The sequence below is a fragment of the Pantoea sp. DY-15 genome (genome assembly GCF_019795935.1).
In the GTDB taxonomy this organism is placed as follows: domain Bacteria; phylum Pseudomonadota; class Gammaproteobacteria; order Enterobacterales; family Enterobacteriaceae; genus Pantoea; species Pantoea leporis.
Genome location: NZ_JAIMIF010000001.1, coordinates 949,109 through 967,802 on the forward strand (window position 1 = coordinate 949,109; position 18,694 = coordinate 967,802).

The window sequence follows — 18,694 nt, forward strand, 5'->3', positions numbered from 1 at the left end:
GCTTTCGTCATCTGGAACCGTGTTTAGGGAGTTTAACCATGTTACAAGCGCAGGCTATTGCACCGCAGGGACCCTCATTTTCACCGCTGATCGCCGGTTACTGGCGTTTAATGGAGTGGGGCATGACGCCGCAGCAAGTGGTGCAGTTTATTGAGCACCATTTAGCGCTGGGCATCACCACCGTCGATCACGCCGACATCTACGGCGATTACCAATGTGAAGCCGCCTTTGGTGCCGCGCTGCGCCTCGCGCCAGGGTTACGTGAGAAGCTGCAAATCGTCACCAAATGCGGCATTGCGACGCGCGCAAAGCCTGAACACCGTATTGGTCACTACATCACCGAAGCCAGCCACATTCTGCACAGCGCCGAAAATTCGCTGCGCCATTTCCATACCGATTACCTCGATTTGCTATTGATTCATCGCCCGGATCCGTTGATGGACGCGGATGAGATTGCCGAAGCCTTTACGGCGCTGCATCAGAGCGGCAAAGTACGCCATTTTGGCGTCTCCAACTTCACCGCCTCGCAGTTCACGCTGCTGCAATCGCGTTTGCCGTTCAGTCTGGTCACCAATCAACTGGAGATCTCTCCGCTGGAACAAACGTCGCTGCTGGATGGCTCGCTTGACCAGTGCCAGCAAAATCGCATTCGCCCGATGGCGTGGTCATGCCTCGGCGGCGGTCGCCTGTTTAACGATCCGCATTATCAGCCGCTGCGCGATGAGCTGGAGCAGGTGAAGCAGGAGATCGGCGCCAGCAATATCGAGCAAGTGGTGTATGCATGGGTGATGAAACTGCCAAGCCGTCCGCTGCCGATTATTGGATCAGGTAAAATCGAACGTGTTAAAGAGGCGGTTGGCGCGTGCCAATTGACGCTGGATCGCCAGCAATGGTTCCGCATCCGTAAAGCCGCCATCGGCTACGATGTGCCCTAAAGCGTAAAGCTGCGTCAAATTACGGCAGCCTGGATGAAAGCAGTCCAGGCTTAGAGGGAATCTAACCGTAAGGAGACGTTATGAAGAAAACCCTCATTGTTATGCTGGCTCTGGCCTGCGCCGCGGGTGCGCAGGCGGCGTCAGAAGAAGTCACGCTGCATGAAACCACGGCGCAAGGCATCGGGACAGCGATTGGCACCGTCACGCTTAGCGAAACGCCATACGGTGTGCAATTTACCCCAGCGTTAAGCGGCCTGAAACCCGGCATTCATGGTTTCCACGTCCATGCTAAAGGCAGCTGTGAACCGGGCGAGTCGGACGGTAAAACGGTGGCGGCCGGTGCGGCGGGCGGACATCTCGATCCGCAAAAAACCGGCAAGCATCTTGGTCCGTATGCCGATGGTCACCTTGGCGACTTACCCGCGCTGTTTGTAACCGAAGATGGCAAGGCGACCTATCCGGTGGTTGCGCCACGCATCAAATCCCTGAGTGAAATCAAAGGTAAAGCCTTAATGGTGCATGTGGGCGGCGATAATCATGCCGACCATCCGCAACCGCTTGGCGGCGGCGGGGCGCGTTTTGCCTGCGGCGTAATTTAATGCTTTGGGCGGCAGCAGCTTGTCGCCCCAATTTCCTCACGCTGAAAAAAGTTGACCCATTTTCTTGCTACTCTCAGCGCTTTTTCCGTCCTATGATATTGATTCAGGAATAAAACCTTCAGGGGCAGGAATGAAAGCGCGTGGGATGATGTTGTTATGTTTATTGCTGGTGGGATGCGATCAACCCAACGACACACAGCTGCGTTTAGATGCCAGTCGACAACTGCAACGCACCATCGATACCAATCCGCTGCGCATCGGCTGTGAGAAGATTGCGCGCGGCCGTGAATGGCTGACACAGCACACACTTCATCGGCTCGAAGCTAACGGCTGCGAAAATGTCCTGCGCAGCGCCACCGAAACCAACTTCACCCACAGCGAAACTTATCGTCATGCGATGACGGTGGTGTGCGGCGGCATTCAGGGCAAAAGTTTCACCGGCACCACTTTGTATCGCCGCTTTATCTACTCTTCAGAGGAGAAGGCGCTGGTGATTGAACCGATGTCCGATCAGGATAAAACCCGCTTTGAAGGACAGAAATCACTGCATCAGTTGCAGGACGATTTTAATCGCCAAACCACGCAATATTGTCAGTAATCAATCCGGCACCGCCTGCGCTAACTGGGCGAGTGAGCAGCGCAGGCGCCACAAAATGCCCGCCAGCGTATTGGCTTCGCTCTCCTGTTGCTGCTGCAGTTGCTCAATCAGGGTTTCCAGCTCATCCAGCGCGGCCTGCAGCGCCGTGTGATGCACGCCGCGCAGACTCACAATCCGTTGCAGATCCTGCAGGCTGCTATCACGCATTTGCCCGAGCGTAGCCGACGTCGGCTGCCATTCGCGCAGCTGCCAGACAATGTGGGAACAGTTCAGCAACACCACGCCCCAGCGCAGCAGCCAGACGCGCGCTCGCTCGTCACGACTGTTACTGAGCTGACTGATGTGATGATAAATTTGCGATTCAAAGTGGCTTTCACTCAGGCGCGGATGACGGCGGAGCTGGTCGAGAAACGCATGGCGCAGGGCACGAATATGCCGACGACTGCGACGCGCATCGGAACTGGGACGCAGCACCTGAAACGCCAGCCACGCCAGCAGTACGCCGCACACCTTGGCGATATTGTCATTGAGGAAGCTTTGATAATCCCAGTCCGGCGGATTGGTGACGGCGATAAAGGATCCCATAAAAACAATGAATTGCCCCCACATCCCGGCACGTTTCTTCTGCTGCAGTTTGAACAACTGCAAGGTGAGCAGCAGCGGGAACAGCACCAGTAAAAACTGCCACAGCGCGCTGATTTGCACCATCAAACCGAACTGCAGCACAAAACTAAACAGTGACAGCCACAGCAAGGTTTTCAGCAACAGCGAGACGCTGCCACTGGGCGAGGGAGCGGAGGAGTAAAGCACGCAGGCGATGGCGGTAAGCGTCAGGGCGGCGGCACCGGAATCCCATTGCGTGGTGATCCAAAAGGCGCAGCCCAGCATGATGACGCTAAAGGTGCGCAGCGCGCTCCAGCCGGCTTCAGCACTGTCGCTTTCGCGCGCCAGCGAGGGCGCATACGGCGGCTGAAAACGGGTATCGGCATCGGCGCGTTCAATCAGGCGAATCCAGCGATTCACATTGAGATACACCCAGCAGAAATAACGCAGTCGCTGGACGAAGGCGCGTTGACGGTAATCACCGGTTGCTGATGGCGTGATGCCACGCAGAATCAGCGCCAAACGGTATTTGTCGCACTGCGGCTGCGCCAGTTCCTGCAACAGTTTGGCCATGGCGTCGTAAAGTTCGGGTGGCGCGTCGGGCCAGTTCAGCAACATGCGGCGCAGGCTGGAGAGTACGCTGGTGAGACGCAGCTGCTGGTGCAGTACATAGTTCAGCACGTTGTTCTGGCGGCGGAAGCGATAGTGGCTCCAGAACGCCTGAATGCGCAGCAGATTCATGGTGAGAATCTGGCTAATGACATTCTCATGGGCGGTGCGCACGTTATCAGTGCTGCCTTGCTGCAGTAATAACACCGCATGATCCAGCAAACGCGCGTGCATCTGACGCAGTGAACTCATCAGCGCGTTGCCATCTGAGGTGCTGGGCAGAATCATCATCATCAATCCGGCACACAGGATGCCGGAGATCACTTCGCACACGCGCGCCTGGGCGATATCCCACAGCTGAGTGACATCGGTGATGTTGACGCTGCTAAAGGCGATGATAGCGGCGGTATATCCCGCCAGCGAAAACGCGTAGGCCACGTTATTTTGGTAGTGATTGGCGATCCAGGTACAGAACGCCAGCCACCCGGCCATGAAAAAGGCAAACAGCCAGGGTTCGTTCAGCGTGTGTCCGGCGATCAGCAGCGCGGCGCTGGCACCGAGCAAACTGCCGACGATGCGCCCCAAACTTTTACTGATGGCACCGCCGACGGTGGGAAAACTCACCACCGCCGCCGAGGTCATGGCCCAGTAAGGTTCATCGAGTTGCAGTGCATAGGCGATGGTCAAGGCGAGACACATCGCGATGCCATTACGCAGCGCGTAGCGCCACTCGCCCCAACTTGCTTTTATCCACGGCAGATTTTGCCACGCCAGCCACTGAAAATTCATCACAACCTCAGTGAGCGATGGAGATGGTGCAGGTGGTGCCCGCCACCAGCGGCACGCCTTCCGGCAACGCATCTAAGCGAATACGCACCGGCACGCGCTGCGCAAGGCGCACCCACGGCACATTAGGCTTGATATCCGGCACCAGCCCGCCATCGCTGGCGACGCTTTGGTCATAAATGGCGCGTCCGATACTCTCCACCGTGCCCTGCAAATGCGCGCCGTTGCTGTACAACACAATTTGCGCGGCCGCGCCGGGCTGAATATGGCGCAGCTTGGTCTCTTCGAAATAGCCCATCACGTAATAAGAGTGGCTGTCGACCAGCGCAAACAGCGGCGTACCGGCGCTGGCGTAGTTGCCGGTGCGCAGCGTCAGGTTGCTGATCCAGCCATCGGTGGGCGCGGTGATGGTGGTTTGATCGAGATTCCAGCGTGCCTGATCAAGGCTGGCCTGCGCCGCTTTCGCCGTTGATGCCGCGGCATTGGCGGTTAAGCGCGCTGCGTCCATATCTTCCGCTGAAATAACGTTGCGCGGCAGGCTGGCGCGGCGATTGGCTTCATGTTGCGCTTTCGCCAGATCGGCCTGCGCTTTGGCCAGTTGGGCTTCGGCGTTGGCCTGCGCAATTTGCCACGGAACTGGATCGAGCTTCAGCAGCACGTCGCCTTTATGCACGAACTGATTGTCGCGCACTTGCAGAGCGATGATGCGACCGGACACTTCGGGCGTGATATCCACCAGCTCGGCGCGCACTTTGCCGTCACGCGTCCATGGCGATTGCATGTAGTAATTCCACATCCACCATCCGGCAAGCAGGGCCAGCGCAAAGATCACCAGAGTTGAAAAATACTTAAAAGGGTTGAATTTCATAGTGATTTATCCGAGGCTCAGTAACCACAATGCGCCAGCGACGCACAGCACAAACAGGGAAAGGTCCATTAAGGTGGGATGCCAGACATCGCCGGAGTAGATCCAGCCGCGTATCAGCGGGTGAATCAACAACCAGAAAAAGAAACCGAGTAACACCGCTTTAAACAGCGGCGGGAAAAACAGCGACGCACCGAACACCAGGTCGGTAAGCGGGGCGCTGGGGGAAAAAGCGGTTAGGGACACGTGTCATCATCCTTTTTGACCGGGAATCATCTAAATAGAGCGTAGACGGCAAGCGTATATGCAGGCCTGGTATTTGTAATTTGCCAGGTAAACTCGCAGAATAGTGTAAAATCTGGCTTAATAGCTAGCAAGCTAATTATAAGGAGATGCAATGGATACGCCCTTGGGAACCGATCTGTCTCGTCTGGTGCGCATTTGGCGCGCGTTAATCGATCAGCGCTTGAAACCGCTTGAGTTGACACAAACACACTGGGTGACGTTACACAATATTCATCAACTCCCGCCAGAGCAGTCACAGATTCAGCTGGCAAAAGCGATCGGCATTGAGCAGCCTTCGCTGGTGCGCACCCTGGATCAGCTGGAAGAGAAGGGATTGATCACCCGCGCCACCTGCGCCAACGATCGCCGCGCTAAGCGCATCAAGCTGACTAAGCAGGCCGAGCCGATTATTGAGCAGGTTGAGAATGTGATTGATGCCACGCGCGATGACATCCTTTCCGGCATCAGCCTGGAAGAAATCAATCAGATGGTGACGCTGATTGCGCGGCTGGAAAAAAACATTCTCGAGTTTCATAACCGCGAGAAATAAAAAAACCGACGCCAGGCGTCGGTTTTTTTTATCTGTTCGCTTAACGTGGCGAAACGGTAACCTGGCTGCCGTTTGACGCCATCACGACGCGCTGGCCAACCGAGTAACGAGTGGCCGCTTGCTTCTGCACCACCATGATGGTGTTGCCATCATCCTTGCGGATTTCCAGCTCGACACCGTCAGATTTGTTGACCGCACCCTGAACGCCCTGACCGGCTACGCCACCGAGTACCGCACCGCCAGCGGTTGCCAGACTGCGACCGCTGCCGCCGCCAATGGTGTTACCGAGGAAACCGCCCAGTACCGCACCACCAATTGCGCCAATCACGTTGTTTTCATCGCCGCCCTGGATTTTCACCGGACGAACAGAAACCAGCGTGCCATAGGAAACACTTTGTACTTGTTTAGCTTCGCTGGCGCTGTAAACGTCACCGGAAAGGGTGCTGTCGTTGGCACAACCTGCCAGAGTTAAGCCGGTCAATGCCACGGCTACAAAACGCTTAATCATCAGAACGCTCCTTAATGCAAAATAACGCCATGTTTCTCATCCTGTACTGCACAGAGTATAAGACAGAAAACTGGCAAATGACGCTAAGTCCGTATAAAACGCGGCTGGGGCGAAGCATAGACCATCGTCCCTCAACAAAAATTCAATTACCCAACGAAAATATTTCTGAGCTGCAATGCACTGTGCAGTGACGCTGAAAAGCGGAATTTTATCATAGAATTAGACCCGGTAATTTGCCAGGCTTAAGCCAGACGATGTTAAGGGAGTGAACCGCTATGAAATCAGGACGCTATATTGGCGTGATGTCCGGCACCAGCCTTGATGGCGTGGACGTGGTACTGGCGGCCATTGATGGGCAAATGGTGGCGCAGCAGGCCAGCTATTGTCACCCCATCCCGCAGGAATTACGCCAGCAGGTGCTGGCCATTTGTCAGGGACAAACCTTGACGCTGTCGCAGCTCGGGCAACTGGACACGCTGCTGGGCAAGCTGTTCGCCGAGGCGGTTTTAACCCTGATGCACCAGCAGTCGCTGGAGGCCAGCGACATTATGGCGATTGGCTGCCACGGACAAACAGTGTGGCATGAGCCGCAAAGTGATGCGCCGAATACGCTGCAAATTGGCGATAACAACCAGATCGCGGCGGCAACCGGCGTCACAGTGATTGGAGATTTTCGTCGCCGCGATATGGCGCTCGGCGGGCAGGGCGCGCCGCTGGTGCCAGCCTTCCATCAGGCGCTGTTGATGGACAGCGTCGAGCGCCGCATGGTGCTGAACATCGGCGGCATCGCCAATCTTTCACTGCTGATCCCCGGCCAGCCGGTACGCGGTTTTGATACCGGGCCGGGCAATATGCTGATCGATGCGTGGATTTGGCGTAATAAAGGTTTGCCGTACGACAAAGATGCCGCCTGGGCGCGCAGCGGTCAGGTGGTTCCAGCGCTGCTGGAGTTGATGCTGAGCGATCCGTGGTTTGCCCTGCCGCCGCCAAAAAGCACCGGGCGCGAATATTTCAATCTCAGCTGGATCGAGCAGCAGTTGCAGCGTTTCCCGGCGCTGCCACCACAGGATGTGCAGGCCACGCTGACCGAGCTGACGGCGTTAACCATCGCGCAGCAGGTGCAGCTCAACGACGGTTGCGATCGTCTGTTGGTTTGCGGGGGAGGCAGCCGAAATCCGCTGCTGATGGCGCGGCTAGCCACGCATTTGTCGGGAACTGAAGTTGGTACCACCGACGAAGCGGGCATTAGCGGTGATGATATGGAAGCGCTGGCCTTTGCCTGGCTGGCGTTTCGCACAGTAAATGGATTACCGGGCAACCTGCCAGCGGTAACGGGCGCGCGGGACATGAGCGTATTGGGCGCAATTTATCCGGCCAACCCCCGACCTGGTCGTTAAGAGGTAAAGATGAAAAAAATAATGATGATACTGAGCAGCGTGGCGCTATTAAGTGGCTGCGGCATGATGCATAAGCAGGAAGAGACGCCGCAACAGCTGCGCTATCAGTGCGGGACTTTGCCGCTGACGGTCACTCAGGATAACGCGAAGCAGCAGGTGAGCTTTATTCTGGACGGTAAGCCACTTACGTTGGCACAAACGGTGTCGGCCTCTGGCGCGCGCTACAGCGACGGCACTTACGTCTTCTGGTCAAAAGGCAATGGCGCTTTTGTTGAACGTAATAACAAAATCGTGATTAATGATTGTGAATTGCAGAACGCGGATACCTCCGTTCAGTAAACGTGAGAAAGAGAAACAGCATGAGCGACAGTGACAGCTTGCAACATATTGCCCATCTGCGTCGTGAATACACCCGCGGCGGGCTGCGACGTAAAGATCTGCCCGATAACCCTTTGGCGCTGTTTGAGCAGTGGCTGCAGCAGGCCTGCACCGCCCAACTGCCGGATCCGACTGCGATGACGGTTGCCACCGTTGACAGCAGCGGCCAGCCTTATCAGCGCATCGTGCTGCTGAAGCATTACGACGAGCAAGGCATGGTGTTCTATACCAACCTCGGCAGCCGCAAGGCGCTGCAGCTGGCAGAGAATCCGCGTATCTCGCTGCACTTTCCGTGGCACTTCCTTGAGCGTCAGGTGATGGTGCTGGGCGAAGTGGAAAAACTGTCGCCGCTGGAGGTGCTGAAGTACTTCAGCAGCCGCCCGCGTGATAGCCAGATTGGCGCATGGGTGTCGAAGCAATCAAGCCGCATCTCGGCGCGCGGCGTGCTGGAAGGCAAATTCCTCGAACTCAAACAGAAATTCCAGCAGGGCGACGTGCCGCTGCCGAGTTTCTGGGGCGGCTACCGCGTTAAATTTCACACCGTGGAGTTCTGGCAGGGCGGCGAACATCGCCTGCACGATCGCTTCCTCTACCAGCGTAATGACAATGGCTGGTCGATTGACCGATTAGCCCCGTAAAACTGCGTTTTATCCCCTTTCAATGCTGGCGCAGTTGGCGTCAGCGCTTTATGCTATAGCCCTCTTTTTTTCGTCTCCGCACGTCAGCGGAAAGCTGTGTACCAGCCTAGGTGCAGTCTGATCAATTTGGAGTCAGTGATGACCAGCAGTAACCTGATACAACAATTGCAAGAAAGGGGCTTAGTCGCCCAGGTAACGGATGAAGAAGCGTTAGCAGAGCGACTGGCGCAAGGGCCAATTGCACTCTATTGCGGCTTCGATCCTACCGCTGATAGCTTGCATTTGGGCCATCTGGTGCCGCTGCTCTGCCTGAAACGTTTTCAGGATGCCGGACACAAGCCGGTCGCGCTGGTGGGTGGTGCCACCGGTCTGATTGGCGATCCCAGCTTTAAAGCAGCAGAACGTAAACTTAACACCGCTGAAACCGTTGGCGAGTGGGTGGATAAGATCCGCAACCAGGTTGCGCCTTTCCTCAGCTTCGATTGCGGCGACAACAGCGCGATTGCCGCGAACAACTACGATTGGTTTGGCGGCATGAACGTGCTGACCTTCCTGCGCGACATCGGTAAGCACTTCTCTGTGAATCAGATGATCAACCGCGAAGCGGTGAAACAGCGTCTGAACCGCGAAGATCAGGGCATCTCTTACACCGAGTTCTCCTACAACCTGCTGCAGGGTTATGACTTTGCGGAGCTGAACAAGCGTCACGATGTGGTGCTACAGATTGGCGGTTCCGATCAGTGGGGCAACATCACCTCCGGTATCGATCTGACGCGTCGTTTGCATCAGCAGCAGGCGTGGGGCTTGACCGTACCGCTGATCACCAAGTCTGACGGCACCAAGTTCGGTAAAACCGAAGGTGGCGCAGTGTGGCTGGATGCGAAGAAAACCAGTCCATACAAGTTCTACCAGTTCTGGATCAACACTGCGGATGCCGACGTATATCGCTTCCTGAAGTTCTTCACCTTCATGAGCATTGAAGAGATCAATGCGCTGGAAGAAGAAGACAAAAACAGCGGCGCAGCGCCACGCGCGCAATACGTGCTGGCTGAGCAGGTGACGCGTCTGGTGCACGGCGAAAGCGGCTTAACTGCGGCAAAACGCATCACCGAGAGCCTGTTCTCCGGCAGCCTGAGCGCGATGACCGAAGCGGACTTCGAGCAGCTGGCGCAGGACGGCATGCCAACCATCACGCTGACGGCAGAAGACGATTTGCAGCAGGCGCTGGTGGCGGCTGAGCTGGTGCCATCACGCGGCCAGGCGCGCACCATGATCGGTTCTAACGCGGTATCGCTGAATGGCGAAAAACAGTCAGATGCGGAGTACCGTTTCAGCGACAGCGATAAACTGTTTGGACGTTTCACGTTGTTGCGTCGCGGTAAAAAACATTACTGCCTGATTAACTGGCAGTAAGCGTTCAGGGCCGGCTTCCGGCCCTTTTTTATGGCAAGACAGCAGTACAGGGCAAAATGAAAAATATTCTCGCAATTCAATCTCACGTTGTTTACGGACACGCCGGTAACAGCGCTGCCGAATTCCCGATGCGCCGCATGGGCGCAAACGTTTGGCCGCTGAATACCGTGCAATTTTCTAATCACACCCAATATGGACACTGGACCGGCACCGTGATGCCCGCCACGCATTTGACCGACATCGTTAAAGGCATTGCGGCGGTTGACCGCCTGAAGACCTGTGATGCGGTGTTGAGTGGCTATTTGGGATCGGCGGAGCAGGGCGAACAGATTCTGGAGATCGTGCGTCTGGTGAAAGAAGCCAATCCAAACGCGTGGTACTTCTGCGATCCGGTGATGGGCCATCCGGAAAAAGGCTGCATCGTGGCGCCGGGCGTGGCGGAGTTTCACTGCAAAATGGCGTTGCCTGCCAGTGACATCATTGCCCCAAACCTGCTGGAGCTGGAGATGCTCAGCGGCCATGAAGTGGCCAACGTGGAGCAAGCGGTGGTTGCCGCGCGTGAACTGATTAGCAAAGGCCCAAAAGTGGTGCTGGTGAAGCATCTGGCGCGTGCCGGACGTCGCAGCGACCGCTTTGAGATGCTGCTGGTAACCGCCGATGAGTGCTGGCACATCAGCCGTCCGCTGGTGGACTTTGGCGTGCGTCAGCCGGTTGGCGTGGGCGATCTCACCAGCGGTCTGCTGCTGGTCGATCTGCTGCACGGCAAGTCGCTGCAGGATGCGCTCGAGCACATCACCGCGGCGGTTTATGAAGTGATGCTGAAAACCCACGAAATGGGCGAGTACGAATTGCAGTTGGTGGCCGCGCAGGATGCGATTGCCAAGCCGACGCAGCATTTCGCGGCAGAAAAGCTGTAAATTCCCGTAGGGTGCGCATTAATGCGCACCTGTAATTGAGGTCGCCATTAATGGCGACCCTACGACAGGATTAAACCAAACCTTCCGCCTTCAAAGCCGCTTGCACCGCTGGGCGCTCCGCAACCCGATTAAACCAGGCGTCCAGCGCATCCAGTCCCGCTAAATCCAGCTTGATGGCTTTAGCCCAGCGCGTCACCACGAACAGATAGACATCGGCAACGGTAAAGCGCAATCCCAGCAACCACTGTTTATCCTGCAACGCCTCATTCACATGATGATACTTTTTCTCCAGTTGCGCACGCGCAATGGTTTTGTACTCTTCCGGCGTATCAGGACGGAACAGCGGGCTGAAACCCTTGTGCAGTTCGCTGCTGACAAAACTCAGCCACTCCAGCGTGTGATAGCGCGTCAGGCTACCGGTTGGTGCCAGCAGGTTGCGATCCGGCTTGAGATCCGCCAGATACTGCACAATCGCCACACCTTCGGTCAGGATGCTGCCATCGTCAAACTGCAGCGCCGGCACTTGTCCTTTCGGGTTAATCTGCCAGTAATCTTCTCCCTGCTCGGTCACTTTCTTCTGCAGGTCCACGTTCACCTGGGTGAAGTCGAGTCCGCATTCCAGCGCGACAATATGCGGTGATAGCGAACAGGCACCGGGCTTACAATAGAGTTTCATCATGGCTTCTCCTTGAGTGTTGTGGTGATCGAAGCAGCATAAGTCTGCCAGGGATTTTTACCCGTGACTGCGATCAGGAATTGTGGTCACCATTCAGGTTTATTCAGCAAAGCATGGCAGTAACGGCAGCTTTTCGAGCGCAAAATCCCAAAATTGCCGCACTTTAGGCGTCATATTCTTCACGCGCTGGGTGACTAACTGCACCGGCAGCGGCGCCGGTTCCCATTCAGGCAGTAAACGCAGCAGTTTCCCGCTGTGGATATCGTCGAGAACCTGATACGACAGCAGCCGTCCAATGCCGTGTGCGCTGCGCAGCGCTTCCAGCTGGCTCTCCACATCATTAACCCGCAGACGCGGCGTAATGCGCACGCGCAGGTCGTGAGCGAAGCGCCACTCACGCGTATGGCGCAGGCTGGTCACTAACGCATGTTGAGTCAGTTCAGCGGGATGAAGAGGCGTGCCAGCCTGATGCAGATAGTCGGGGCTGGCAATCAGCGTTGAACGCACCGTGCCAACCTGACGCGCCACCATCGAAGAGTCCTGCAGTTCACCAATGCGTAATGCGATATCGAGGCCGTTTTCAATCAGATCCTGATAGGTGTCGCTGAGCACCACTTCAATCTGCATCTCCGCATGCTGTTGCAGGAAGGCATTCACTAAAGGCATGACGTGGCGACGACCAAACTGCACCGGCGCGGTTAAACGCAGCAAGCCATGCAGGCCGCTATGGTGAGCGCTGTCGATGGCGCGCTGATAATCGCTTAGTACGCGTTGTGCCTGCTCAAACAGCTGCCAGCCGGCTTCGGTGGGTGCCAGCTGACGCGTGGTGCGTTCAATCAGGGTGATGGCGAGACGGGCTTCGAGGGTATTAAGAGTGCGAGTGATCACCGGTGGCGATCGCTGTAACAAACGCGCGGCACCAGCCAAACTGCCTTGCTGGATAACCGCGACAAACACCTCAAGCTCATCAAACCTGTCCATGCTTCTTCCACGTTGATTAACAGTGAGCCGACATCATGAAGTTAAGCGAGCAAAAAGCGAAGTGTGGGTAGCAGAAATCGTTAAAGGAAATGTGAATGGCGGCGAAATAGTGGGTAGAAAAAAGCCGGGACATGCCCGGCTTTCTGCTTACTGATTGGCGCTGGCGCGTTTCAGTTCAGTTTGACTATCATCCTGCGTCATGCGGTTCAGCATTGGCGCGGTGATTAACATCAGCAGGGCGATCACGCCGGTGGCGATACCAATCTGCTGGAACACATGGCTGTAGACCGCCAGTGACGTGTGTGGATCGGTCACATCATTCGGCACCGCCATCAGGTTCGCGACTTTACCGGCAATCATTGCCGCACCCGCGGTGGTCAGGAACCACGAACCCATGATGAAGCCCATTAAACGTTGTGGTACCAGTTGTGCCACCATTGCCAGGCCCAGACCGGAAATCATCAGCTCACCGATGCTCTGCAGCGCATAGCTAAGGATCAGCCAGTTCACTGAGACGATACCGGCTTCGTTGGCAAATTTGGCACCAAACGGCAGCACCAGGAAGGCCGCTGAACACAGCACCATACCGAAGGCGAATTTGTGTGGCATCGGCATTTTATCGCCAAGCTTGTTGTACACCGCGGCCAGAATCGGGCTTGCCAGCATAATCCAGAACGGGTTCAGCGCCTGGAACTGCTCCGGCTCAAAGGTGATGCCGAGAATCGCGTGCTCAACGTTGCGGATAGCGAAGAAGTTAAGTGAGGTCGGCATCTGCATGTAGAGCACGAAGAACACAATCGCTTCAACCATCAGCAGGAAGGCCACGATCATCTTACGACGTGCGGCCCCCTTCAGCGCGAAGGCTTCTTTAGCGAAGATCACCACGATACCTGCGGCGATGACGCCCAGCGTCATACGTGCGATGCTCTGGTGATGCAGCAGCCAGGCCGCCAGCGCAATCAGTGCTACCACGCCAATCAGCGTCATCAGCAGTTTACCCATCTGCAGCGGGGCAAAATCCGGCTTGGATCCGTAGTTTTTCACTACACGCTGGAAGAACAGGAAGTTCAGCAGCGTGATCACCAGACCGACAACCGACAGCGAGAACGCGGCGCCCCAGCCATATTTCGCCGCCAGCCACGGGGTCAGCATCATCGAGAACAGGGAACCGATGTTGATCGACATATAGAACATGGTGAAGGCACCGTCGAGGCGCGCGTCATCTTTCTCATAGCAGGTCGACAGCAGGGAAGACGGGTTAGCTTTAAACAAACCGCTACCAACGGCGATGGTCGCCATACCGATATACACCATTGAGGTGTCATGGCCGGAGAAAGCAATCAGCGCATAACCCAGCGCCAGCACCATTACGCCGAGCACGATGACGCGTTTGGTACCCAGTACTTTATCGCCGAGCCAGCCGCCGATGGCGACTAAACCATATACCAGCGCGCTAAACGAGGTGAACAGCGTAATGGAGTCCGCTTCGGACATGCCCAGCTGTTTAACCAGGTAAACCGCCATGATGGCTTGCAGGCCGTAGTAACCAAAACGTTCCCACAGCTCGATGGAGAAGATCAGATAAAACGCTTTCGGTTGCTTAAAAGCGTTGAGGCTTGGCGCCCCGTCAGTGTGTTTGTTTGCAGTTGACACTTGTACCTCAGTTTTAACATAGCCTGTTTTGCGACAGGAATTAAGTCTGCGTCGGGCTGGGTAATCCCGCGCAACATTGTTATTAGAAAGGAAAAACGGCGACTAATTTGGCTGAATCAGTCCAACAGGGCAAGCATTTTCTGCACGCTGTAATACTTGCAATAGATAGGGTTAATGCCGCTATACAAAGTTGTAAATCAGTGTTAAATCTCGCTGGGTGGCATTATATCAGGATAAACAGGTGAAATGCAGATCGGGAAGATCATTTTCCTGATATAAACTGCTCAAAGAGGCTTTATCAGAACATAACGCTAAAGTTCATAATTTATACAGAGATTATTATTGCCGTTGTGCGCAATATAAGCACAACAGCTTGATTGGTGAGCGTAATAAGCAGTCAAAAGATTCCAAAACGCTAATTAGTTGATCCTGCGCACAAAACCGCGAATTAATTATCAGGGTAAAAGAAGAAAACGTTTGCGTAGCTGACATCTGGCGAAGATTAGCGCGGTCTGACACCTTATTTGGCAGATAAACAGGCGGCCAAAAGCGCAATGCGTGGAAACGAAAGCCGCATAAATCGACGTTTAAAGGCGTTTAGACAGCGGGTTAACTTTGCTGTAACCTCCTTTTTTCCCTGAAAGGACGTAGTCATGATGAAGTCGATTCGTGTCGCCCTGATTGGCGATTACCGTGCTAATGCCGTTGCGCATCAGGCCATTCCTCCCGCTGTACAACTCGCTGCAAAAACCCTTTCACTCAACGTCAGCGCCGACTGGATCGCCACGCCGGAACTCAATCAGCACAACCTGAATGATTACCAGGCGATTTGGCTGGTTCCGGGCAGTCCTTATCTCAATGATGCGGGCGTGTTTGCCACCCTTCGCTGGGCGCGGGAAAGCGGTAAGCCATTTTTGGGCTCGTGCGGCGGATTTCAGTACGCCATCGTTGAGTACGCGCGCAATGTGCTGGGCTGGGAAGATGCGGCGCATGCGGAAACCGATCCCAGCGGTCGCTGGGTGATTGCGCCGCTGGCGTGTTCGCTGGTGGAACAGCGTGGCAGCGTGACCTTCCAGCCGGGTTCACGTATTGCTCAGGCTTACGGTGCGTTACAGAGCGATGAGGGCTACCACTGCAACTTTGGCGTCAACGCAGAGTTCAGCGCAGCGCTGGCGACGCAGAATCTGCAGATCACGTCATGGGATTCGGAAGGCGACGTGCGCGGCATTGAATTGACCGATCACCCGTTCTTTGTCGCCACCTTGTTCCAGTCCGAAAGGGCGGCGTTACAAAACCGACTGTCGCCGCTGGTGGTCGCCTGGCTGCAGGCCGCCGCAGGTTAAAATATACAGCTTGTTGTAAGGTCGCCATTCATGGCGACCCTACAACTGATCTGCAACAACGGCTTACGATCGCGCCCCGATTGGTGATAGCACTGAATAGCATCACGCCAGTTCTCCAGCGGGAAAATCTCCACCTCGCCACACTCACTGGCACGTAAGAGCGGCCAAAGCTCACCGAACAGCTGTTGCCAATTCTGATGCGCTAAACCTTCCAGCGTATGCCGCACGTGGAACCAGTGCAGCGCCGGACGTGGCGCATTGACCCGCACCGGCTTGCCGCTCAGCACGCCATAAGCAACGAATTCAGCGTCGACAGACAACGATTGCCAAATCAACTGGCCGATGTCCCCGCCGACCGCATCAAATACCCGATCGCACTGCTGAGCGACAGCCGCAATCTCTTCCCGCTGCGTTTCAAGTAGCGCAGCGATCCCCAACTGCTGCAACCGTGCGCCATGCTGCGGCGCACGATGAATCGCGGTGATGCTGCTCGCGCCCATCTGCCGCGCCCACTGCGCCAATAGCAGGGCACAAGCGGAACCGCCTGCGGTGATCAGTACGCGTTTACCGGCTGGCGACCACTGTTTGAACATCAGCAACGCCGCCAGCGGATTGATATAGGCGCGCGCCGCCAGCGTGGTGCTGATGTCGGGCGGAACCGGCACCGCAATCCGCGGGTCGCAATCAACATAACGCTGCCAGGTACCGGCGCAACGCAACGGCAGCACGCGCTGGCCAAGCAAATGGCTAAACGCGGGCGGAGCAGCGATCACCGTGCCGACGCCTTCATAGCCGGCGATGAGCGGCGGAGAGACGCGATGACGATAGGCGCCGGTAATCGGAATCAGGTCGGAAGCATTAATAGGAGCAAACTGCATCGCCGCGCGCAGCAGGCCAGCAGCGCAGGGCGCTAAAACAGAAGATTCGAGCGTGAGTACGCTAACAGGATCGCCAAACTGCCGATAAGTGAGGGCAAGATTGCTTAGCGGCAGCGATTCAGAGTTCAGTTTTGGCGTCGAATTCACACAAATCTTCGATCAGACAGGATCCGCAACGCGGTTTGCGCGCCACGCAGGTATAGCGACCGTGCAGAATCAGCCAGTGATGGCAATCGACTTTAAACGCCGCCGGCACCACTTTCAGCAGCTTATCTTCCACTTCTTCCACATTCTTGCCCGGCGCAAAGCGGGTGCGATTGCTGACGCGGAAAATATGGGTATCAACGGCGATGGTCGGCCAGCCGAAAGCGGTATTCAATACCACGTTGGCGGTTTTACGCCCGACGCCCGGCAGCGCTTCCAGCGCCGCACGATCTTCCGGCACTTCGCCACCGTGCTGTTCCAGCAGAATGCGGCAGGTCTTGATAACGTTCTCCGCCTTGCTGTTAAACAGGCCGATGGTTTTGATGTACTCCTTCACGCCATCCACGCCCAGTGCCAGCATCGTTGCCGGGGTATTCGCCACCGGATAGAGCTTCGCGGTAGCTTTGTTGACGCTGACGTCGGTGGCTTGCGCGGAGAGTAACACCGCAATCAACAACTCAAACGGCGTGCTAAAGTTCAGTTCTGTGGTCGGATGCGGATTCTCATCACGCAGGCGCGCCAGGATCTGCGCGCGTTTCTCTTTATTCACACCGCTTTCCCGGTTGCGCCTTGCGGCTCCGTTTCAGGCGCTGCCGCACGGGTGGCCGCACGCTGTTTCATCTTCTGATCGATCAGGTATTTTGCCGCCAGCAGCATGCCAAGGCCGATAAAGGCTCCCGGTGGCAGCATCGCCAGCAGCATCGGCGAATCAAAGTGCACCACTTCAATACGCAGCGCTTTGGCCCACGGCCCCAGCAGCTGATCCGCCCCGTTGAACAGCGTGCCGCTGCCAATCAGTTCACGAATCGATCCCAGCGTTACCATCGCGCAGGTTGCGCCCATGCCGATGGCAAAACCGTCCAGCGCCGAGAGCGGAATGCTGCTCTTTGAGGCGACCGCTTCGGCGCGACCCACCACAATGCAGTTAGTGACGATCAGCGGGATAAAGATGCCGAGCGACTGATACAAACCGTACGCATAGGCGTTGATCAGCATTTGCACGCAGCTCACCACTGAAGCGATGATCATCACGTAAATCGGAATACGGATTTCGGCCGGCACCCAACGACGCGAGGCGGAAATTGCGCTGTTGGTGATGGTCAGCACCAGCGTGGTCGCCAGGCCTAAACCGAGAGCGTTGGTCGCGGTTGAGGTCACCGCCAGCAGCGGACAGAGACCGAGCAGCTGCACCAGCGCGGAGTTATTTTTCCACAGGCCGCCGACCAGTAAATTTTTGGCTTCACTCATTTGCATCTCCACATTCAGGCAGCGAAGCAAGCTTCGCTGGCAGTGTTTCAATCAGCAGCGCGGTGCGCTTGGTGGCGTTGACCACCGCGCGTGGCGTAATGGTTGCGCCGGTAAATTGGTCGAATTCACCGCCGTCTTTTTTCACCGCAAAATTTTTGTCATCCGCGCCGTGGATCACTTTGCCATTGAAGCTGTTAATCCAGTCTGAAATACGCAGTTCGATTTTATCGCCGAGGCCCGGCGTTTCATGGTGCTCAACCACGCGCACGCCCAGCACTTTGCCGTGGAAATCGGCACCGACCAGCATCTGAATCGCCCCAGAATAGCCGTCTGGCGCGGTGGTCTCAAGCGCTGCGGCCACCGGCTGATCGCCTTTACGCGCTAAATAGAGATGGTGCGGGCGATCATTGCCCAGCGCCAGCGCATCGGTCACCAGATAACACTCTTGCTGGATGTGATTGTCGTACAGATCGGTCGGCACCACCTGATCTAACAGATTTTTCTGTTGCAGCGCAGTTTGATGCTCCACCGTCGGCTTGGTGACATAGTTAACCACCGCCGTTACGCCAGTGGTGATCACCGCAAAGGCCGCCAGCGTCACCGCATTTTTACGAATAGCTTCGATCATCT

General features: G+C 56.1%; 21 protein-coding genes. 10 read left to right on the forward strand and 11 right to left on the reverse strand.

From position 1 onward, the window contains the following. The first annotated feature begins 38 nt into the window (after positions 1–38). The 3 genes from K5Y32_RS04605 (at position 39) to K5Y32_RS04615 (ending at position 2,132) form a co-directional block, all read left to right on the forward strand. Complete coding sequence (locus K5Y32_RS04605) at positions 39–935, forward strand: aldo/keto reductase family oxidoreductase (protein WP_137385685.1); 897 nt, start codon at positions 39–41, stop codon at positions 933–935. An 80-nt stretch (positions 936–1,015) separates the two neighbouring features. After that, the gene (gene sodC / locus K5Y32_RS04610; protein WP_222181909.1) at positions 1,016–1,534 is read left to right on the forward strand and encodes a superoxide dismutase family protein; all 519 of its coding nucleotides are present in this window, start codon (positions 1,016–1,018) and stop codon (positions 1,532–1,534) included. A 130-nt stretch (positions 1,535–1,664) separates the two neighbouring features. After that, positions 1,665–2,132: a hypothetical protein gene (locus K5Y32_RS04615; RefSeq protein ID WP_222181910.1), complete on the forward strand. Its 468-nt coding sequence runs from the start codon at positions 1,665–1,667 to the stop codon at positions 2,130–2,132. Here K5Y32_RS04615 and K5Y32_RS04620 read toward each other — a convergent pair whose 3' ends face one another. Genes K5Y32_RS04620 through K5Y32_RS04630 form a run of 3 tightly spaced genes read right to left on the reverse strand, consistent with a single transcriptional unit; the run spans position 2,133 to position 5,241 of the window. Then, positions 2,133–4,133: an FUSC family protein gene (locus tag K5Y32_RS04620; RefSeq protein WP_222181911.1), complete on the reverse strand. Its 2,001-nt coding sequence runs from the start codon at positions 4,131–4,133 to the stop codon at positions 2,133–2,135. Between the two features lie 7 nt (positions 4,134–4,140). Further along, a complete protein-coding gene (locus K5Y32_RS04625; RefSeq protein ID WP_176971537.1) occupies positions 4,141–4,998 on the reverse strand; it encodes an HlyD family secretion protein in 858 nt (285 codons plus the stop codon). Between the two features lie 6 nt (positions 4,999–5,004). Next, positions 5,005–5,241: a DUF1656 domain-containing protein gene (locus K5Y32_RS04630; protein ID WP_008110284.1), complete on the reverse strand. Its 237-nt coding sequence runs from the start codon at positions 5,239–5,241 to the stop codon at positions 5,005–5,007. A 151-nt stretch (positions 5,242–5,392) separates the two neighbouring features. Here K5Y32_RS04630 and slyA point away from each other — a divergent pair, with 151 nt between their 5' ends. Further along, positions 5,393–5,830 (forward strand): transcriptional regulator SlyA, encoded by a 438-nt coding sequence (gene slyA, locus K5Y32_RS04635; RefSeq protein WP_007892783.1) that lies wholly within the window; start codon positions 5,393–5,395, stop codon positions 5,828–5,830. A 40-nt stretch (positions 5,831–5,870) separates the two neighbouring features. On the opposite strand, the gene slyB is transcribed toward slyA, so the two are convergent. Continuing rightward, the gene (slyB, locus tag K5Y32_RS04640; protein ID WP_008110282.1) at positions 5,871–6,338 is read right to left on the reverse strand and encodes an outer membrane lipoprotein SlyB; all 468 of its coding nucleotides are present in this window, start codon (positions 6,336–6,338) and stop codon (positions 5,871–5,873) included. A 275-nt stretch (positions 6,339–6,613) separates the two neighbouring features. Here slyB and anmK point away from each other — a divergent pair, with 275 nt between their 5' ends. The 5 genes from anmK to pdxY all read left to right on the forward strand — a co-directional run bounded on the left by anmK (position 6,614) and on the right by pdxY (position 11,081). Continuing rightward, the gene (gene anmK, locus K5Y32_RS04645) at positions 6,614–7,735 is read left to right on the forward strand and encodes an anhydro-N-acetylmuramic acid kinase (protein ID WP_222181912.1); all 1,122 of its coding nucleotides are present in this window, start codon (positions 6,614–6,616) and stop codon (positions 7,733–7,735) included. A gap of 9 nt (positions 7,736–7,744) precedes the next feature. Next, positions 7,745–8,074 (forward strand): MliC family protein, encoded by a 330-nt coding sequence (locus K5Y32_RS04650; RefSeq protein WP_222181913.1) that lies wholly within the window; start codon positions 7,745–7,747, stop codon positions 8,072–8,074. Between the two features lie 20 nt (positions 8,075–8,094). Further along, a complete protein-coding gene (gene pdxH, locus K5Y32_RS04655; protein ID WP_222181914.1) occupies positions 8,095–8,751 on the forward strand; it encodes a pyridoxamine 5'-phosphate oxidase in 657 nt (218 codons plus the stop codon). Positions 8,752–8,889: 138 nt separating this feature from the next. Continuing rightward, positions 8,890–10,164 (forward strand): tyrosine--tRNA ligase, encoded by a 1,275-nt coding sequence (tyrS, locus tag K5Y32_RS04660; RefSeq protein WP_222181915.1) that lies wholly within the window; start codon positions 8,890–8,892, stop codon positions 10,162–10,164. Positions 10,165–10,220: 56 nt separating this feature from the next. Further along, entirely contained in the window at positions 10,221–11,081 is an 861-nt protein-coding gene (gene pdxY, locus K5Y32_RS04665) for a pyridoxal kinase PdxY (RefSeq protein ID WP_222181916.1), read from the forward strand. A 70-nt stretch (positions 11,082–11,151) separates the two neighbouring features. On the opposite strand, the gene gstA is transcribed toward pdxY, so the two are convergent. From gstA to dtpA, 3 genes are all read right to left on the reverse strand, one after another. Beyond that, positions 11,152–11,757 (reverse strand): glutathione transferase GstA, encoded by a 606-nt coding sequence (gene gstA, locus K5Y32_RS04670; protein ID WP_222182893.1) that lies wholly within the window; start codon positions 11,755–11,757, stop codon positions 11,152–11,154. A gap of 99 nt (positions 11,758–11,856) precedes the next feature. Then, positions 11,857–12,738 (reverse strand): LysR family transcriptional regulator, encoded by an 882-nt coding sequence (locus K5Y32_RS04675; RefSeq protein ID WP_222181917.1) that lies wholly within the window; start codon positions 12,736–12,738, stop codon positions 11,857–11,859. 147 nt (positions 12,739–12,885) lie between these two features. After that, entirely contained in the window at positions 12,886–14,391 is a 1,506-nt protein-coding gene (gene dtpA / locus K5Y32_RS04680; RefSeq protein WP_222181918.1) for a dipeptide/tripeptide permease DtpA, read from the reverse strand. 653 nt (positions 14,392–15,044) lie between these two features. On the opposite strand from dtpA, the gene K5Y32_RS04685 reads away from it, so the two are divergent. After that, positions 15,045–15,734, forward strand: a complete 690-nt coding sequence (locus K5Y32_RS04685) for a CTP synthase (protein WP_222181919.1) — start codon at positions 15,045–15,047, stop codon at positions 15,732–15,734. Here the strand turns inward: K5Y32_RS04685 and K5Y32_RS04690 are convergent. The 4 genes from K5Y32_RS04690 to rsxG all read right to left on the reverse strand — a co-directional run bounded on the left by K5Y32_RS04690 (position 15,731) and on the right by rsxG (position 18,692). Continuing rightward, positions 15,731–16,612 (reverse strand): zinc-dependent alcohol dehydrogenase family protein, encoded by an 882-nt coding sequence (locus K5Y32_RS04690; protein WP_222182895.1) that lies wholly within the window; start codon positions 16,610–16,612, stop codon positions 15,731–15,733. The genes K5Y32_RS04685 and K5Y32_RS04690 overlap by 4 nt on opposite strands. Before the next feature lie 118 nt (positions 16,613–16,730). Continuing rightward, positions 16,731–17,366, reverse strand: coding sequence for an endonuclease III (gene nth / locus K5Y32_RS04695; protein WP_222181920.1), 636 nt, complete (start codon positions 17,364–17,366; stop codon positions 16,731–16,733). Next, positions 17,363–18,064 carry an electron transport complex subunit E gene (locus K5Y32_RS04700; RefSeq protein ID WP_110866050.1) on the reverse strand — a complete coding sequence of 234 codons (702 nt, stop codon included), beginning with the start codon at positions 18,062–18,064 and terminating at the stop codon, positions 17,363–17,365. Before K5Y32_RS04700 ends, nth begins: the two co-directional genes overlap by 4 nt. Next, on the reverse strand, positions 18,057–18,692 hold the full coding sequence (gene rsxG, locus K5Y32_RS04705) for an electron transport complex subunit RsxG (protein WP_101764528.1): 636 nt from the start codon (positions 18,690–18,692) through the stop codon (positions 18,057–18,059). Before rsxG ends, K5Y32_RS04700 begins: the two co-directional genes overlap by 8 nt. Between the last annotated feature and the right edge of the window lie 2 nt (positions 18,693–18,694).